This window comes from Faecalibacterium sp., from assembly GCF_052358865.1.
Classification (GTDB): Bacteria; Bacillota; Clostridia; order Oscillospirales; family Ruminococcaceae; genus Faecalibacterium; species Faecalibacterium butyricigenerans.
The window spans coordinates 20,112-37,307 of record NZ_DAWCVJ010000009.1; the positions used below are offsets into that span (position 1 = coordinate 20,112).

Here is a 17,196-nt window from a genome sequence, read left to right on the forward strand (position 1 = left end):
AGGTTTGGCGGTTTTCTGCATTGACGGAAAAACCGCTTGGCGTATAATAAAAGCGTACTCCGAAAGATAAGATGCCGAGCGACCCGGGAGGGATGCCCGGGCGGCAAACAAAAGTGTAAAAAGTGTAGCAAACAAAGGAGCGAATATCATGAAAAAGGAAGATATTAAGAAAGTTGTTCTGGCTTACTCGGGCGGTCTGGATACCTCCATCATCATTCCCTGGCTGAAGGAGAACTACAACAACTGCGAGGTCGTCGCCGTCTCCGGCGATGTCGGTCAGGGCACCGAGCTGGACGGTCTGGAGGAGAAAGCCAAGAAGACCGGCGCCTCCAAGCTGTATATCCTCGACCTGAAGAAGGACTTTGTCGAGAACTACATCTTCCCCACCCTGAAGTTTGGCGCAAAGTACGAAGACTACCTGCTGGGCACCAGCTTCGCACGTCCCTGCATCGCCAAGGCGCTGGCGGACATCGCCATCAAGGAGGGCGCAGACGCCATCTGCCACGGCTGCACCGGCAAGGGCAACGATCAGGTGCGTTTTGAGCTGACCCTGAAGGCCCTCTGCCCCGATATGGCGATCATCGCTCCCTGGCGTGAGTGGGACATCGAGAGCCGTGACGAGGAGATCGACTACGCCGAGGCACACAACATCCCCCTGAAAATCAACCGTGAGACCAACTACTCCAAGGATAAGAACCTGTGGCACCTGAGCCACGAGGGCCTCGATCTGGAGAACCCCGCCAACGAGCCGCAGTACAACAAGCCCGGTTTCCTCGAGCTGGGCGTTTCCCCCGAGCAGGCACCCGACACCCCGACCTACATCACCCTCCACTTCGAGAAGGGCATCCCCACCGCCGTTGACGGCAAGGAGATGGGCGCAGTCGAGCTGGTCGAGTACCTGAATAAGGTGGGCGGCGAGAACGGCATCGGCCTGCTGGACATCGTCGAGAACCGTCTGGTGGGCATGAAGAGCCGCGGCGTCTATGAAACTCCCGGCGGCGCGATCCTGTATAAGGCCATCAATGTTCTGGAGACCATCACACTGGACAAGGAGAGCGCACACTTCAAGGCTCAGCTGGCCCAGAAGTACGCCGACATCGTCTACAACGGCCAGTGGTTCACCCCGCTGCGTGAGGCGCTGGATGCCTTCGCCGACAGCCTTGAGAAGACCGTCACCGGTGATGTCAAGCTGAAGCTCTACAAGGGCAACATGATCAACGCCGGCGTCACCTCTCCGTACACCCTGTACGACGAGCAGACGGCTTCCTTCGGCGTGGATAAGGACTATGACCAGTCCGATGCTACCGGCTTCATCAACCTCTTCGGCCTGTCCATCAAGGAGCGCGCAAAGCTGTCCAAGAACTGGCCTGAGATCAAGTAAGGAACTGCTTATCCTCCCCTTTGGCGTGTTTTTTACACTTTCACGCTGAAGGCTCAATCACCGGCATATTGCTGGCGGCACCGCCGCGGGAGCTTTTTCCCCTGCGGCGGCTTTGCCGTTTCTAAGGGACAACCTCTCCGACAGCGCTGACGCGCTGCCACCTCTCCTATCGAGGAGAGGCCTTGCAACCCGGCCTTGTCGAGCGTAAGCGAGACGGAGAGGTTTATGAAAGGGACTTTAACAATGGCAGAACAACTTTGGAAGGGCCGTTTCTCCAAGGCGGTCGATTCCCGCGTCAACGACTTCAACTCTTCCATCCGCTTCGACCAGCGGATGATCGCACAGGATATGCGGGGCAGCGGCGTCCACGCAGCTATGCTGGCCAAGCAGGGCATCATCTCGGAAAAAGACTGTGAGGACATCCTGAGCGGTCTGGCCTCCATCGCCGATGATCTGGCCTCCGGTGCCCTCACCATCGACCCCAACGCCGAGGATGTCCATACCTTTGTGGAGCAGACTCTGACCGCCCGCATCGGCGACGCAGGCAAGCGTCTCCACACCGGCCGCAGCCGGAACGATCAGGTGGCGCTGGACATCCGCCTGACCCTGCGGGACTACAGCCATACATTGCAGGCCTACATCGTCGAGCTGGTAAAGGTCATCTGCAAGAAGGCTGCCGAGAACACCACCGCCGTCATGCCCGGCTACACCCACCTGCAGCGCGCCCAGCCCATTACCTTCGGCCACGCGCTGATGGCTTATGCATGGATGCTGCTGCGGGATCTGCAGCGCTTCGAGGACGCCACCGCCCGGATGGACGCCCAGTGCCCGCTGGGCAGCGGCGCTCTGGCAGGCACCACCTATCCGCTGGACCGCGCCTTTACCGCCGAGAAGCTGGGCTTTGCAGCGCCCTGCCCCAACAGCCTCGATGGCGTGTCCGACCGTGACTTCTGCATCGAGCTGGCCAGCGCCATCTCCCTGTGCATGATGCACCTGTCCCGCCTGAGCGAGGAGATCATCCTGTGGTGCAGCTGGGAGTTCAAATTCATCGAGCTGGACGACGCCTTTACCACCGGCTCGTCCATCATGCCCCAGAAGAAAAACCCTGACGTCACCGAGCTGATCCGCGGCAAGACCGGCCGGGTCTACGGCGACCTGAACACCCTTCTGGTCATGATGAAGGGCATCCCCCTCGCCTACAACAAGGATATGCAGGAGGACAAGGAGGCCATCTTTGACGCGGTGGATACGCTGGAACTCTGCCTCAAGACTGTGACCCCGATGCTGGACACCATGAAGACCCTGCCCGCCAATATGCGCCGCGCCGCCGCCAAAGGCTTCATCAACGCCACCGATTGCGCCGACTATCTGACCAAGAAGGGGATGCCCTTCCGCGACGCCTACAAGCTCACCGGCTGCATGGTCTCCGACTGCATCCAGAAGGACAAGGTGCTGGAGGAGCTGAGTCTTGAGGAGTTCAAGGGCTACAGCGCTCTGTTCGAAAGCGACATCTACGACGCCATCGACCTCATCAAGTGCTGCGAGGGCCGCACCAGCTACGGCGGCCCCAGCGAGGCCAGCGTCAGAAAGCAGATCGAGCTGGCTTCGGCCCAGCTCGGCGCATGGGAGGCAGAAAACGCATGAGCGTGAAAGTCTTTATTGACGGTTCTTCGGGCACGACGGGCCTGCGCATCGCCGACCGTCTGGCCGCCCGGCCTGACATCGAGCTGCTGAGCATCTCAGCGGAGGGCCGCAAGGATGTGAACGAGCGGGCGAAGGTCATCAACTCCGCCGACCTCGCCTTCCTCTGCCTGCCGGATGCGGCGTCCAAAGAGGTCATGCCGCTTCTCCGCCCCGACGTCAAGGTGCTGGACACCTCCACGGCGTTCCGCACCGATGCAGCGTGGGACTACGGCTTCCCGGAGCTGAAGGGCCAGAAGGAGAAGATCAGAAATTCCTGCCGCGTGGCGGTGCCCGGCTGCTATGCCAGCGGCTTTATCAGCATCGCGCGGCCTCTGGTGGAGCTGGGGCTGGCCCCGGCGGACTATCCCTTCAGCTGCACCGGCATCTCGGGCTACTCCGGCGGCGGCAAGAAGATGATCGCCGAGTACGAGAGCGCCGACCGTCCGGCCCACAGCAAGCTGGACGCGCCCAAGAGCTACGGCCTCGGCCTTGCCCACAAGCATCTGCCCGAGATGCAGAAGATCAGCGGCCTCGCCCACACCCCCGCCTTTGTGCCGGTGGTGTGCGACTACTACAGCGGGATGCAGGTGCTGGTGCCCCTCGACCTCCGGCTGGCTGGCACCAGCGCGGAGGCCGTGGCCGCAGGCATCGCGGAATATTATAAGGAGGGCGCGGCCGTTTCCGTCCACGCCCTCAACGAAGCTCTGCCCGAGAATGGCCTGTACTCCAACGCCCTGTCCGGCAGCGACCGGATGGAGCTGTACATGACCGTCAACGCAGCGGGAGACCAGATGATGCTGGTGTCCCTGTTCGACAATCTGGGCAAAGGCTCCTCCGGTGCAGCCATCCAGTGCATGAATCTGATGCTGGGGATGGACGAGACGGAGGGGCTGGAATAACCTCTCTGTCAGCGCTGGCGCGTTGCCACTGCCCGGGTTGCGGCACCCAGCCGCCGCAGCGCTTTGCTTGCGTCTTGCTGGCCGCGGCCCCAACAGCGACTCCCTGTTTCCGCCACTGGCGGCGGTCGTCGTTGCTGCTCCCAAAGGGAGAGGCTTTTGGCTCCCCCTTTGGGGGAGCTGGCGCGTGAGCGCCTGAGAGGGCAAGGATGCTTTATAGGGGGATTTTCAGATGCAGTATAAAGAAGTTGAGGGCGGCATCTGCGCGCCCAAAGGTTTTGCAGCGGCCGGTGTCCATTGCGGCATCCGGGCGAATCACAGTGAAAAATACGATCTGGCACTCATCAAGGCCGACGTCCGCTGCGCCACAGCCGGTGTCTACACCACCAACAAGGTCTGCGGCGCACCCATCAAGGTGGACCGCGCCCACCTGACCGACGGCTATGCACAGGCCATCGTGGTCAACAGCGGCAACGCCAACACCTGCGCCGCCAACGGTGTGGCGCTGGCCGAGGAGTGCTGTGAGCTGGTGGGCAAGGCGCTGGGCATCGCCGCAGAGGACGTCCTGCCCTCCTCCACCGGCGTCATCGGCCAGCCCATGGTCATTGACCCCTTTGCCCGGGGCATCCCTGCCGCTGCGGCGAAGCTGGCGGCTGACGCACAGGGCAGCACCGACGCGGCAACAGCCATCATGACCACCGACACCCACAAGAAGGAGTATGCCATCCAGTTCGAGCTGGGCGGCAAGACCTGCACGGTGGGTGCGATCGGCAAGGGCAGCGGGATGATCGCCCCCAACATGGCGACCATGCTGGCCTTCTACACCACCGACGCCGCCGTCTGCCCCGCCCTTTTGGAAAAGGCCCTCAAGACGGTGGTGCCCGGTACCTACAACCAGATGAGCGTCGATCTGGACACCTCCACCAACGACACCCTCATTATCATGGCCTCCGGCCTCGCGGGCAACCCGGAGATCACCGAGGAGAACGCCGATTACGACGCCTTTGTGGCGGCGCTGACCGCCATCGCCGAGCATATGTGCGCCGAGCACGCCGGTGACGGCGAGGGTGCGACCCATCTCATCACCTGCGAAGTCACCCACGCCCCCGACCTCAAGACGGCCCGTGCCGTCAGCCGCAGCGTGGTCTGCTCCAATCTCTTCAAGGCCGCAGTCTTTGGCCGCGACGCCAACTGGGGCCGCATCCTCTGCGCCATCGGCTACACGCCCGGCGACTTCTCCATCGACAAGGTCTGCGTCTGGCTGTCCAGCGCCGCCGGTGAGGTCTACGTCTGCGAGAACGCCGCCTACCACCCCTACAGCGAGGAGGAGGCCGCAAAAGTTCTGGCTGAGCACGACATCCTCGTGAAGGTGGATATGGGCACCGGAGACGCCTCGGCCAAGGCATGGGGCTGCGACCTGACCTACGACTACGTCAAGATCAACGGCGATTACCGCACCTGAGAAGGAGGACCGCAATGAAAAATGAAGAAATGGCCCTCCTGTTCTCGGAGGCGACCCCCTACATCCAGAAATACCACGGCAAGACCATGGTCATCAAGTACGGCGGCAACGCCATGATCAACGATACGCTGAAGAACGCCGTCATGAACGACCTCGTCACCCTCACCCTGCTGGGCGTCCGGGTGGTGCTGGTGCACGGCGGCGGCCCGGCCATCAACGAGATGCTCAAGAAGGTGGGCGTCGAGAGCCACTTTGCAGGCGGTCTGCGCGTCACCGACGACGCAACGATGGAGATCGTCCAGCAGGTGCTGGCCGGCAAGGTGAACAAGGACCTCGTGGCAAAGCTGCGGGGCCGCGGCGTGGGCCTTTGCGGCATGGACGGCCAGATGCTTCGCTGCACCGAGTTGGACCCCCAGCTGGGCCATGTGGGCGAGATCATCCATGTGGACCCCACCCTGATCTCCAGTCTGCTGGACAGCGGCTATATCCCCGTCATCGCAACGGTGGGCATGGATGACCTCGGGCAGGCCTACAACGTCAACGCCGACACGGCTGCTGCCCAGATCGCCATCGCCCTCAAGGCCGAGAAGCTCGTCTCCATGACCGACATCGCGGGCCTGCTGCGGGACAAGGAGGACGAGTCCACCCTCATCCCCGAGGTGGAGGTCTCCGAGATCGAGGGCTACAAGTCCGCCGGCATCATCGCGGGCGGCATGATCCCGAAGATCGGCGGTATGGCTGACGCCATCTATCAGGGCGTCCATGAGGCTGTCATCATCGATGGCCGTGTGCCCCACTCCATCCTGCTGGAGCTGTTCTCCGACCGCGGCTCCGGCACCCGCTTCTACCGCCGCAGCCATCACGAATAAGGGTTGCTCAAAACCGAGAAGCGCTTTATAATAAGAGAAACGGGCTTGCCCTCTCAGGCCGCTTCGCGTCCAGCTCTCCCAAGGGGAGAGCCTTTGCGAAAAGATGAAGCTCACAGCAAGACTGGAAGCCTCTCCCTTTGGGAGAGGTGGCATCGCGTCAGCGATGACGGAGAGGGCAAGGATGCTACCAAGGAGGAAGAACGCTATGGATTCCGAAAAAGTCATCAAGCGGGACGGCGAATATGTCCTGCACACCTACGGACGCAACCCCATCGTCCTCGAGAAGGGCCACGGCCTCTACGCCGAAGGCCCTGAGGGCCAGAAGTATCTCGACTTCACCAGCGGCATCGGCGTCAACAGTCTGGGCTACTGCGACATGACGTGGGCCGAGGCCGTCTCCGAGCAGGCCCATAAGCTGCAGCACGCCTCCAACCTCTACTATACCGCCCCCTGCGGCAAGCTGGCCAAAAAGCTCTGCAAGCGCACCGGGATGAGCAAGGTGTTCTTCGGCAATTCGGGCGCAGAGGCCAACGAAGGTGCCATCAAGGCCGCCCGCAAGTACAGCTTCGACAAGTACGGCGCCGACCGCTACAATGTCATCACGCTGGTCAACAGCTTCCACGGCCGCACCATCGCCACCCTGACCGCCACCGGACAGGGCGTGTTCCACAACTACTTCGGCCCCTTCAACGAGGGCTTCCAGTACGTCAAGGCGGGCGACATCAGCGCCCTGACCGAGATGGTGGACCGTCACACCTGTGCCGTCATGCTGGAGCTGGTGCAGGGCGAGGGCGGCGTTGTGGCCCTCGACCCGGAATATGTGCAGGCCGTCCGCGCCCTCTGCGACGAAAAGGACCTCGTCCTCATCGTGGACGAGGTGCAGACCGGCGTGGGCCGCACCGGCACCTTCCTGTGCTGTGAGCACTACGGCCTCAAGCCCGACATCGTCACGCTGGCCAAGGGTCTGGGCGGCGGCCTGCCCATCGGCGCGGTGCTGATGAATGAGAAAGTCGCTGCCGGGATGGGGCCGGGCACCCACGGCTCCACCTTCGGCGGAAACCCGGTGGTCTGCGCCGGTGCCAATGTAGTCGTGGACCGGATGGACGCCAGCTTCTTTGCCAACGTCAACGAGCGGGCCGTCCAGCTGCGCACCGGCCTGGAAAAGCTGCCCCGGGTCAAGAGCCTGTCGGGCATCGGCCTGATGGTCGGCATCGAGTTCCTCGAGGGCATCAAGGCCGCTGACGTGCTGGCCGCCTGCCGCGCGAAGGGTCTGCTGGTGCTGACGGCCAAGACCCGTCTCCGCCTGCTGCCGCCCCTGAGCCTCACCGCCCACGATGTAGAGATGGCGCTGGACATTCTGGGCAGCGTGCTGGCCGGGATGGACCCCAGCAAAACGGAGGAGCAGGCATGAAGCATCTGCTGAAAATGAGCGACCTGACCCCAGCCGAGGTGGCCCACATCCTCGATGTGGCCGACGAGCTGAAGGTCCGACAGAAGGCCGGAGGCACGGAGCCTCTGCTGAAGGGCAAGAGCGTCGCGCTGATGTTTTCGAAAAACTCCACCCGCACCCGCACCAGCTTTGAGGTGGGCGTCTACCAGCTGGGAGGCCTCGGCAACTACATGAACGCCGCCACCGAGCTGCAGTCCGGCCGGGGCGAGCCGCTGAAGGACACCGCCCGGGTGCTGGGCCGGTATTACGACTGTGTGGTCTGGCGCACCTACCGCCAGCGCGACCTTGAGGAGTTCGCAGAGTACGCGGGCGTGCCGGTCATCAACGGCCTTACCGACTATGCCCACCCCTGTCAAGTGCTGGCCGACCTCATGACCATCCGGGAGCGCCGCGGCCCGCTGGCGGGGCAGAAGCTCTGCTTCGTCGGCGACGGCAGCAATATGGCCAACAGCCTTATCGTGGGCGGCCTGCTGGCCGGCATGAAGGTGGACTGCGTCTGCCCCCACGGCTACCGCCCGGCGGCAGATGTGCTGATGTTTGCCCACAGGTATGGCAGTGCCTTCCGTCTGCTGGAAGACCCCGCCGAGGGCGTCCGGGACGCCGACGCGGTGGTGACGGCCATCTGGAACACCGCCGCCCCCGGGACCACCGAGAGCGAGAGCCGCCTGCGGGATTTCGCAGGCTTCCAGCTCACCAGCACCCTTCTGAAGGCGGCAAAGCCGGACTGCATGGTGCTCCACTGCCTGCCTGCCCACCGCGGCGAGGAGATCTCCACCGCCGTCTTCGAGGCCCACGCGGACGAGATCTTTACCGAGGCGGAAAATCGGCTGCACGTCCAGAAGGCCGTGCTGGCCGTGCTGCTGGCAGAGAAATAAAAAATACAAAAAGGAGCTGCTGCACTGGGGAAAGGCCAGTGCAGCAGCTCCTTTTTTGTTTTATGCAGCAGGAGGATGCCCTTATCCCCTTAAGATCTCGCCGCTGACCGGCAGGACATTGTAATCACCTGCCGCTGCAATGACTCTCGCTTCGTCCAGTGCAGGCCGTATCTTCATAGCAGCTTCCCCTTTCTGCGTCAAACAAAAAACTCCCCCGGCTCTTCTGCCGAGAGAGTGGAAAAGAAAAACGCCCCCACAGAAGAGAACCTCTTCTGTCAAGGACGAATAAAGCTTGGCCTTTTATCCGCGGTGCCACCTAGACTTCATGGGAACGACCCCATGCACTTGGCGGGATGCCAACACATCCCCGGCAACTGACGTATGCCCTGCGTTGCAGAATACTGTGCGGCAGATGCGCCGCAGTTCCCTGCACCCTCAGCGGTCCATTTCGGGAAAAGCGACGAAACGCCGCATCTTCCTTGACGAACGGTTTCCGGCCCGCTTCTCAGCTGCGCAGGCTCTCTGTACGGGCATAGTTCGCCGTTAATTTTTTGAAAATTTTACCTATGCTTGCGGTAGGTTGGGCTTTTGTTTCAGCAGATCGTCCGGCTCGTCAATTCATCTTGTCTATCCATCCAAACATGGTATAATGGAACAAAGGAGCGTGATACCATGAGCCCAATCGAAGTCCCTGCAAAAATCCAGTTGGTCGAAAAGCGTGAAACACGGACGAGCCGTGGAATGCTCTCAAAGGGCTGGTATCATGTAGATGATCAGCTTGTTATGGTCAAGGGCAACTCCATTACAGAGGCCGGAACCGCCGGGTATGAGCCGTATTCTGAGGTGATGGCTTCGCTGATTGCACAGGTGCTGGGTCTGCCTCATGTGAAATACGCCCTGATGCCTGCCAAACTATTTCCCGACATTCAAACCTATTCCTGCGATGTGGTCAGCGTCTGCCCCAAGTTCACAACGGACGATGAACAGCTGTATCATTTTGCCGACTTGGCTGATGCCCATTTCCTCGCCAACGGTCAGACCGCTTCACCGGAGGCACTGTTTCAGTATGCGGCAGAGTTGTACGGTAAGAAGTGGCTCTATCAGATGTTGGCGTTCGATGCCTTTATCGGCAATGAAGACCGCCACGAGAATAATTTTGATGTGATCGTCCGGGATGGAAAAAAGAATGCTCCGCCTATTTACGACAATGGCGGCAGTCTGCTTGCGTGGGCAACGGATGAAGAATTGACTGACACGAAGCTCCGTTATCAGTTCGACAAAGCCAAGCCGTTCCGCAGCCGTCACGCCCAGCAGATCAAGCTGATCGACGAGCCTGTGCTGCCTGTGCGTGATCTGGATACGCTGTATCAGGAGATCATTCAGGCTATTTCGCCTATTCTTGCATTGTTGAGCGAAAAAAGAGCATCTTCGATTCGTCAATACCTGAAATACCGTCTGCACTACCTGAAAGTCGCCATGGGGTGATAAAATGGCCTATCTTAAATTGATGATGGATGAAAAAGAAATCGCCCACCTAAGTGAAGATGGGCAGTCTCTTTGCGCAAATGAGGGCGTGCCGCAGGATAGCCTTCCACTGAACCTTTTCATTGGTGACAAACGCAAAGTCCCATTGGTCGATGTGGTGGTTTGGGCAAAGAAGCGTATCTTTCCGAAAAATCGGATGGACTGCAAAGAGATTTTGAAATTGATGGGACTGCCCGACTACAACGCTTGGGAAATCGTCAAGCGCACCAACGCTTGTCTGATGGAAGATCCCTATTGGCTGCGATTCAGCGAAGAGGAAACCTTCGAGGATACCACGCGCGGACGAGCCAGAAGGATCATGAATGAGAATCAAAAAACATCTGATACAAATTGATATCAACTTACGATGATTTTCAGCTGACAAGCTTGTGCTGTCGGCTTATTAAAGTTGCCGGATGCTTAACTGCACCCGGCAATAAATTTTTGATGATTTTTTGTTCAGGCTATTGACACTCGTTAGCAGGTTTGCGAATGCGAACGCCTTTTGAATTGCAAAATGATTTTTCAGTTGCTATACTGGGTTTATCAAAATTTTTTTCGGGAGGATGCCGCAGTGACCGCACAGACAATGCAAATCGGGAACAGACCTTGCCGCATTTACGGCGAAGCCAATGCAGAATATCTGCTGCTCCAAATGACCGGCGAACACGAGCTGCAAAGCATGGACGGCGAGGTTGCCGCTATTGCACAGAGTGCGCACCACTTTTTGTTTGCAGCCATTCCAGTGGAAAACTGGAATGACGAGCTTTCCCCGTGGGAAGCCCCTGCTGTGTGGGGAAAGCAAGGCTTTGGAGGTAAGGCTGCGGACACCCTGTGCTTTCTGACGGAACAGGTCATTCCCACGCTGAAGCAGCAGTTTCATCTCCCGGAGAACGTCAAAATCATTCTGGGCGGCTACTCGCTGGCCGGGCTGTTTGCGCTGTGGGCATCCACCCAGACTGATCTGTTCTATGGTATCGCCGCCGCCTCGCCCTCTGTTTGGTTTCCGGAATGGATGGAGTTTGAACAGCAGCACCCCATGCAGGCACAGCGCATTTATCTGAGCCTTGGCGACAAGGAGGAACACACGAAAAACACCGTCATGGCTGCGGTAGGAGATAACATCCGTACCCTGCACAGTCGGCTTGCAGAGCGTAGCACAGACTGCACCATTGAATGGAACAGCGGCGGTCATTTCAAAGATGCCGACCTGCGCACGGCGAAAGCATTTCAGTGGGTGATGGAGGAAAGTCGATGAATATTTTGATCGATGCCGACGGTTGCCCTGTGGTAGATTTGACGTTGCAAATCGCAAAGCAATTCAGCGTTCCGGTCATCATCCTGTGCGACACAGCTCACCAAATCGAGCGGGAAGGTGCGCAGACGCTGGTGTTCGATATCAATGAAGCAGGTTCAGGAATGGCTGGGGCACAGCACCTTTTCTACCACCGCTGACATCTACGCACATCTCGATTACAAAAGCAAACAGGGGTCTGCTGGGGTCATTGCGAACCTTTTGGGAGAATCCAAACTCCCCAAGTAATTATGGATTTATCGTTCGTGTATAAAGCATACTACGATGAGGCAAAAGCTGTCTTTCTCTGCTTGATGCAAAAGAAAAAGTCGCAGATTCGTTTGAATCTGCGACTTCTGGCGGAGATGGTGGGATTCGAACCCACGTGCCCGATTAAGGATAAAACGATTTCGAGTCTTTAAAATTGTTGGATGAAGCTGGTCCCTTGCGGCTGTCATTGGCAGCTGAGGGCATTTTTGTAACCTCCCAAAAGGAACGTCGCACCGCAATTTGCAGGCAAAAATTAGCCGCTTTTTGCGAAATGACGTTAGAAAAATCCTTTTTCACACGGGTCGTCAGCGGCTGCATTTCAGGTGTAGTTGTGTTAGATGTCCGTTAGAATTATGCAGTGCTGCCGTTGCTGTGCCAGCTCACAGCAGGCTTCCCTGTCTGAACGCAGCGTTTCCCGAAAGCCGGGAAATGCTGCGTTTTCTCTTGCCCGCATTGGGCTGAAAGGGAAGCCGCCATGTCAACATTCCGCGTCAATAAAAACGTCAACTACACCGTTATGAGCAACCACCACCTGCAGGATAAGAGACTGTCCCTGAAAGCCAAGGGACTGCTGTCCTATATGCTCTCCCTGCCGGACGATTGGGATTACAGCCTGAAAGGGCTGACCGTTGGTTGCAAGGATGGTCTGGACAGTGTACGCACCGCTGTTCTGGAACTGGAAGAACACGGCTACGTCCGCCGTCAGAAAGTCCGCAATGCCAAAGGGCAGATCATCGACTACGATTATCAGGTCTATGAATCGCCTGTTGAGGACGCTCCTGCCGTTCCCGGCAAGGAAGGCGAGCCGTCGGACCCGTCCGCAACCAAAAGCCCGAAAAGCCGCATGAAACCTTGTTCTTCACCATTTTTGGATTTTCCAAATTTGGCTGAGCCCAATTTGGAAAAGGCAACGCAACAAAATACTAATAAACAAAATACTAAAAGACAAAGTACTAATCTATCAGGGCCGACAGGCGAATCCGCAGATTTTGACCAGATGGAAGCACAGGTACGGGAAGAGTTTCGGGAACGTTTGGAGATCGACACCCTTGCCCAGCGGTACGACCCCGACAAGCTGGAGGAACTGCTGGACAACATTGTGGAGATGTACTGCTGTCCACGGCAGACCCAGTACGTCGGCAAGCAGCCGCAGACCACCAAAGCCATCCGGCTGCGGCTGGACAAGCTGACCAGCCAGCACATTGAGTACATCTTCGATGTGATGTCCAACACCACCCAGCCCATCAAGAACATCATGGCCTATCTGCGCACCACCATCCTGAACGCCCCCACCACGATGGAGCACTACTATCAGGCGCAGGGTAACTGGCTGACCGCGCAGAGCCGGAAGAAGTGAGCGTCGTTTTCCACAAAGACCGCAAAACGCGTTGAAAATGCAAAGGAGAATTTCCATGAAGAACACGAACACTGTCCGCACCGAGATCCATTACGCACAGGTTGGGGAGTATCAGCTGCCCCTGCTCACCCTGCCGCAGACCGATGATACCGAACCGCTGGGCAAGTATGGCCGGATGCGGCTGGTCTATCTCAAGAATCAGCGCCCTGTGCTGTATCACCAGATGCTGCTGAACGGTACGCTCTGGCCGCATTTGCAGGATGCCCAGAAAACGGCCTGCGCGTGGCTGGAACGCACGATGACCACTCTGTTAGACAAGTACCCCGCGCCGGACAAAGAGCGCGCACAGCTTCTCTGGGTGGCGCACATGAATGGGCTGAAAGCGCAGGCGGAGGAGGTGGTGGTGAAGGAAGTCGTGTATGCAGAATGATTCCTGATAGCATCTGAACGGTATCAAAAGCCGATATTTCAGATTTTATTCTTGATTTTTGCGGAATATTTGCAAATTTCAAAATCAAAATTTGACTTTTCGCCCAGAATAGAGTACACTGGATTCAGAAAATCATCTGGGAGGAATCGCGATGCTGCTTCAATTTTCAGTCACCAACCACCGCTCCATCAAGGACACGGCTATTATCAGCTTGAAAGCATCTACGGATAAAAGTCTGTCTGATTGCCTGATTTCGCCGGACGAAAAGAAACAGCTTGTGCCTGTGCTGGCACTGTACGGCGCAAATGCAGCCGGAAAGAGCAATGTTCTCCATGCCCTCCTGCTCATGCGGGAAATGGTCTGTGGCCGATATGCCAAGCTGCTGAAAGGCGAGTCCCTTCCGCAGGAGCCGTTTGCTTTCACTGACCAGCCTACACAGCCGACCAGCTTTGAAGCCATCTATTTTTATGGCGGCATCAAGTATGCCTATGGGTTCTCGTTTGACAAGTCCAAAGTCCTGACCGAATATCTCTATCACTGGCCGAATGGCCGGGAAGCCTTGATTTTTTCAAGAGAAAACAATGGCTATCAGTTCCGCGAGAATATTCAAGAGCAGTTCACGCTTGCTGGACGAACTGCCGAAAATCGCCTTTATCTGTCCAGCTCGAACGAGTGGAATTGTCCGCAGACCGAAAAAGCGTATCTGTGGTTCTTTGAAAAGCTGACAGGCTTTATGGGAACCGAAATGCGGCTGGATGCTACATTGTCTGCCATCCGGCAGGGCGGCTCTGAAAAGAGCCGTATCCTGCATGAAATGCTGTATGCAGACCTCGGTATCAAGGACATCCGAATTACAGGCTCCAAGGAAGAGCCTATCATTTCCGCACTGCACACTCTCGATGCCGAAGATGGCACTTCTAAGGGTTTCTGGCTCCCGTTGGGTCAGGAATCCGTTGGGACACAGCGTTTCTTCTCTCGCATCGGTATGTGGCTTGCTGCTTTGGAATCCGGCTCTGTTCTGGTAGTGGACGAGATAGAATCCAGTATGCACCCGCTCCTGACCCGGCATCTAATCGAGATGGTGCAGGATGCCGCTATCAATACGAACCATGCACAACTCATCTTCACCACACATGATACCGGGCTTCTTGACCTGAACTTACTGCGACGCGATCAGATTTGGTTTGCGGAAAAGGATGAAAAGACCATGCAGACCGATATTTATGCTCTGACGGAGTTCTCTCCCCGGAAAGGCGAGAACATCTCCAAAGGGTATCTGCAAGGCCGCTACGGTGCGATTCCGTTCATTGGAGGGAATGCAGCATGGGCAGAATAAAAGAAATCAGCCGCAGGTCTGTCCACGCCAGAAAGCGCAACCCAGTGGTGTATCTTATCTGCGAGGGTAGCGAAACGGAAATTCGGTATTTCAAGCGGTTTCGCAGCCGGGGCTGTAACATTGACATCATCCCGATTTCTTCGCAGTATATGGAGTGCTGAAAAAGCGTTTTGCAAAAACGCGCAGCCTGCATCGGTACGGTGCAGATCTGAAAGGGTTTGGGATTTCCCAACAAGCATTTTGCAACGCAAAAATGGTCTTTGTATATACGAAGACACTGCTTGCTACGGCTATGAACGCCTTTTGAATTGCAAAATGATTTTTCAGTTGCTATACTGGGCTTACCAAATTTTTTTTTTCGGGAGGACGTCGCAGTGACCGCACAGACAATGCAAATCGGGAACAGACCTTGCCGCATTTACGGCGAAGCCAATGCAGAATATCTGCTGCTCCAAATGACCGGCGAACACGAGCTGCAAAGCATGGACGGCGAGGTTGCCGCTATTGCACAGAGTGCGCACCACTTTTTGTTTGCAGCCATTCCAGTGGAAAACTGGAATGACGAGCTTTCCCCGTGGGAAGCCCCTGCTGTGTGGGGAAAGCAAGGCTTTGGAGGTAAGGCTGCGGACACCCTGTGCTTTCTGACGGAACAGGTCATTCCCACGCTGAAGCAGCAGTTTCATCTCCCGGAGAACGTCAAAATCATTCTGGGCGGCTACTCGCTGGCCGGGCTGTTTGCGCTGTGGGCATCCACCCAGACTGATCTGTTCTATGGTATCGCCGCCGCCTCGCCCTCTGTTTGGTTTCCGGAATGGATGGAGTTTGAACAGCAGCACCCCATGCAGGCACAGCGCATTTATCTGAGCCTTGGCGACAAGGAGGAACACACGAAAAACACCGTCATGGCTGCGGTAGGAGATAACATCCGTACCCTGCACAGTCGGCTTGCAGAGCGTAGCACAGACTGCACCCTTGAATGGAACAGCGGAGGTCATTTCAAAGGCGTTGATTTGCGTACCGCAAGAGCATTTCGCTGGGTGATGGAGGAAAGTCGATGAATATTTTGATCGATGCAGACGGCTGCCCGGTTGTCAATCTGACGTTGCAGATTGCAAAGCGGTTTGGCGTTCCGGTCATCATCCTGTGCGACACCGCTCACCAGATTGAGCGGGAAGGTGCGCAGACGCTGGTGTTCGATAAAGGAGCAGACAGCGTGGACTTTGCCCTCGTCAACCGGGTAAAACCGGGTGATATTGTCGTAACACAGGACTACGGGCTGGCGAGTATGTGCCTTGCCAAGCGCGCCCGGGTGCTGAATCAGAACGGTTTGGAATACACCGCCGACAACATAGACGCTCTCATGCTACGGCGTTATGAAAACAAAAAGCTCCTTCGTGCCGGAAAGCACCCCAAGGGGAGCGCAAAGCGGACGAAGGAGCAGGATGTCAGGTTTGCGGATACGCTTGAGAAGATCTTGAACTGCAACCACTGATACATACTATTGGAAGTCTGGAGAAATCCAGTCTTCTTTTTTCATGAGAAAATTGTAACATTTTTTGCAATTTGGTTGCGTTTTGAGGGGGAGTGAATCGGCCCCGTCGTTCTTTCGGCTCGTTTTCTTGCATCTGCTTTCCCGAATCTGCTATACTGAAGTCACTTTTTTAATCGGAGGCTTTCATGACAACCCTTCTTCTCCTGCGCCATTCCATCCCGGAGCGCGGCGGTTCCAGCCCCGACCCCGGCCTTTCTGCCGAAGGTCTTCAGCGGGCCGCCGCAGTCTTTCAAAATGACGCTTTCCGCACGGTCTCGCTCGTCTGGTCGTCCCCTTCGCTGCGTGCGCTCCAGACCGCACAGCTGCTGGGGCTTCCCGTCCGGCAGGACACCCGCCTTGCCGAGCGCCGCACCGGCGACACGACCGGGCAGGACGCTTCGTTCTGGAAACGCCAATACGAAGACCCGGACTTCAAAAATCCGGACGGCGAGTCCTTCCGTGAGGTCAGCGCCCGGATGGCAGACTGCATCCACGAACTGCTGGATTCTCTCCCGGAGGGGCAGAACGCCCTTGTCGTCTCCCACGCCGCCGCTATTTGCAGCTACTTGCAGCGCTTTTGCACCGTTGAGGTGACCGACGCCGCACAGAAGCTCCGCCGGATTACATTTCAGGGCGAAGTTCTGTTGGATGGGCACTTTTGGGAGGCTGATGGATTTGTGCTGCACATCGAAAATCGCCGCCCTGTTCTCATCCGCACCATCTAGCCGCAAAAAAGGCACCAGCCTAAGCTAGTGCCTTTTGTTGGCGGAGATGGTGGGATTCGAACCCACGTGCCCGATTAAGGACAAAACGATTTCGAGTCGTTCTCGTTACGACC

The 17,196-nt window shown here is 57.4% G+C and carries 17 protein-coding genes, 1 tRNA gene and 1 pseudogene (1 of these 19 cut by a window edge); 18 read left to right on the forward strand and 1 reads right to left on the reverse strand.

Annotation, left to right across the window (positions count from 1 at the left end):
• The first annotated feature begins 148 nt into the window (after positions 1-148).
• The 18 genes and pseudogenes from ACT8X9_RS02905 to ACT8X9_RS02990 all read left to right on the forward strand — a co-directional run bounded on the left by ACT8X9_RS02905 (position 149) and on the right by ACT8X9_RS02990 (position 17,083).
• Positions 149-1,381 carry an argininosuccinate synthase gene (locus ACT8X9_RS02905; RefSeq protein WP_227621185.1) on the forward strand — a complete coding sequence of 411 codons (1,233 nt, stop codon included), beginning with the start codon at positions 149-151 and terminating at the stop codon, positions 1,379-1,381.
• A gap of 243 nt (positions 1,382-1,624) precedes the next feature.
• Positions 1,625-3,025, forward strand: a complete 1,401-nt coding sequence (gene argH, locus ACT8X9_RS02910; protein ID WP_444268068.1) for an argininosuccinate lyase — start codon at positions 1,625-1,627, stop codon at positions 3,023-3,025.
• Positions 3,022-3,963 carry an N-acetyl-gamma-glutamyl-phosphate reductase gene (gene argC / locus ACT8X9_RS02915; RefSeq protein WP_444268069.1) on the forward strand — a complete coding sequence of 314 codons (942 nt, stop codon included), beginning with the start codon at positions 3,022-3,024 and terminating at the stop codon, positions 3,961-3,963. Before argH ends, argC begins: the two co-directional genes overlap by 4 nt.
• A 229-nt stretch (positions 3,964-4,192) precedes the next feature.
• Positions 4,193-5,422 carry a bifunctional glutamate N-acetyltransferase/amino-acid acetyltransferase ArgJ gene (gene argJ, locus ACT8X9_RS02920; protein WP_444268070.1) on the forward strand — a complete coding sequence of 410 codons (1,230 nt, stop codon included), beginning with the start codon at positions 4,193-4,195 and terminating at the stop codon, positions 5,420-5,422.
• A gap of 14 nt (positions 5,423-5,436) precedes the next feature.
• Complete coding sequence (gene argB / locus ACT8X9_RS02925) at positions 5,437-6,291, forward strand: acetylglutamate kinase (RefSeq protein WP_444268071.1); 855 nt, start codon at positions 5,437-5,439, stop codon at positions 6,289-6,291.
• 205 nt (positions 6,292-6,496) lie between these two features.
• Entirely contained in the window at positions 6,497-7,702 is a 1,206-nt protein-coding gene (locus ACT8X9_RS02930) for an acetylornithine/succinylornithine family transaminase (RefSeq protein ID WP_444268072.1), read from the forward strand.
• Positions 7,699-8,616, forward strand: coding sequence for an ornithine carbamoyltransferase (argF, locus tag ACT8X9_RS02935; RefSeq protein WP_444268073.1), 918 nt, complete (start codon positions 7,699-7,701; stop codon positions 8,614-8,616). Before ACT8X9_RS02930 ends, argF begins: the two co-directional genes overlap by 4 nt.
• A gap of 672 nt (positions 8,617-9,288) precedes the next feature.
• Positions 9,289-10,101 (forward strand): hypothetical protein, encoded by an 813-nt coding sequence (locus tag ACT8X9_RS02940; RefSeq protein WP_444268074.1) that lies wholly within the window; start codon positions 9,289-9,291, stop codon positions 10,099-10,101.
• Positions 10,102-10,105: 4 nt separating this feature from the next.
• A complete protein-coding gene (locus tag ACT8X9_RS02945; protein WP_227621193.1) occupies positions 10,106-10,495 on the forward strand; it encodes a hypothetical protein in 390 nt (129 codons plus the stop codon).
• A 234-nt stretch (positions 10,496-10,729) separates the two neighbouring features.
• The gene (locus ACT8X9_RS02950) at positions 10,730-11,398 is read left to right on the forward strand and encodes an alpha/beta hydrolase (protein ID WP_444268086.1); all 669 of its coding nucleotides are present in this window, start codon (positions 10,730-10,732) and stop codon (positions 11,396-11,398) included.
• Positions 11,395-11,595 (forward strand): hypothetical protein, encoded by a 201-nt coding sequence (locus ACT8X9_RS02955; protein WP_444268088.1) that lies wholly within the window; start codon positions 11,395-11,397, stop codon positions 11,593-11,595. Before ACT8X9_RS02950 ends, ACT8X9_RS02955 begins: the two co-directional genes overlap by 4 nt.
• Positions 11,537-11,683 (forward strand): annotated as a pseudogene (locus ACT8X9_RS02960) (tyrosine-type recombinase/integrase); the annotation flags it as partial. The gene ACT8X9_RS02955 and the pseudogene ACT8X9_RS02960, both read left to right, overlap by 59 nt.
• Positions 11,684-12,179: 496 nt before the next feature.
• Positions 12,180-13,061: a DUF6017 domain-containing protein gene (locus ACT8X9_RS02965; protein ID WP_444268075.1), complete on the forward strand. Its 882-nt coding sequence runs from the start codon at positions 12,180-12,182 to the stop codon at positions 13,059-13,061.
• Between the two features lie 55 nt (positions 13,062-13,116).
• Positions 13,117-13,491, forward strand: coding sequence for a TnpV protein (locus tag ACT8X9_RS02970; protein WP_444268076.1), 375 nt, complete (start codon positions 13,117-13,119; stop codon positions 13,489-13,491).
• A gap of 151 nt (positions 13,492-13,642) precedes the next feature.
• A complete protein-coding gene (locus ACT8X9_RS02975; protein WP_444268077.1) occupies positions 13,643-14,827 on the forward strand; it encodes an AAA family ATPase in 1,185 nt (394 codons plus the stop codon).
• A gap of 389 nt (positions 14,828-15,216) precedes the next feature.
• Positions 15,217-15,885 (forward strand): alpha/beta hydrolase, encoded by a 669-nt coding sequence (locus ACT8X9_RS02980; protein WP_444268087.1) that lies wholly within the window; start codon positions 15,217-15,219, stop codon positions 15,883-15,885.
• Positions 15,882-16,319, forward strand: a complete 438-nt coding sequence (locus tag ACT8X9_RS02985) for a YaiI/YqxD family protein (protein ID WP_444268078.1) — start codon at positions 15,882-15,884, stop codon at positions 16,317-16,319. Before ACT8X9_RS02980 ends, ACT8X9_RS02985 begins: the two co-directional genes overlap by 4 nt.
• A gap of 185 nt (positions 16,320-16,504) precedes the next feature.
• On the forward strand, positions 16,505-17,083 hold the full coding sequence (locus ACT8X9_RS02990; RefSeq protein ID WP_015565718.1) for a histidine phosphatase family protein: 579 nt from the start codon (positions 16,505-16,507) through the stop codon (positions 17,081-17,083).
• A gap of 38 nt (positions 17,084-17,121) precedes the next feature.
• Here the strand turns inward: ACT8X9_RS02990 and ACT8X9_RS02995 are convergent.
• Positions 17,122-17,196, reverse strand: a tRNA-Ser gene (locus ACT8X9_RS02995) (it continues 171 nt past the right edge of the window).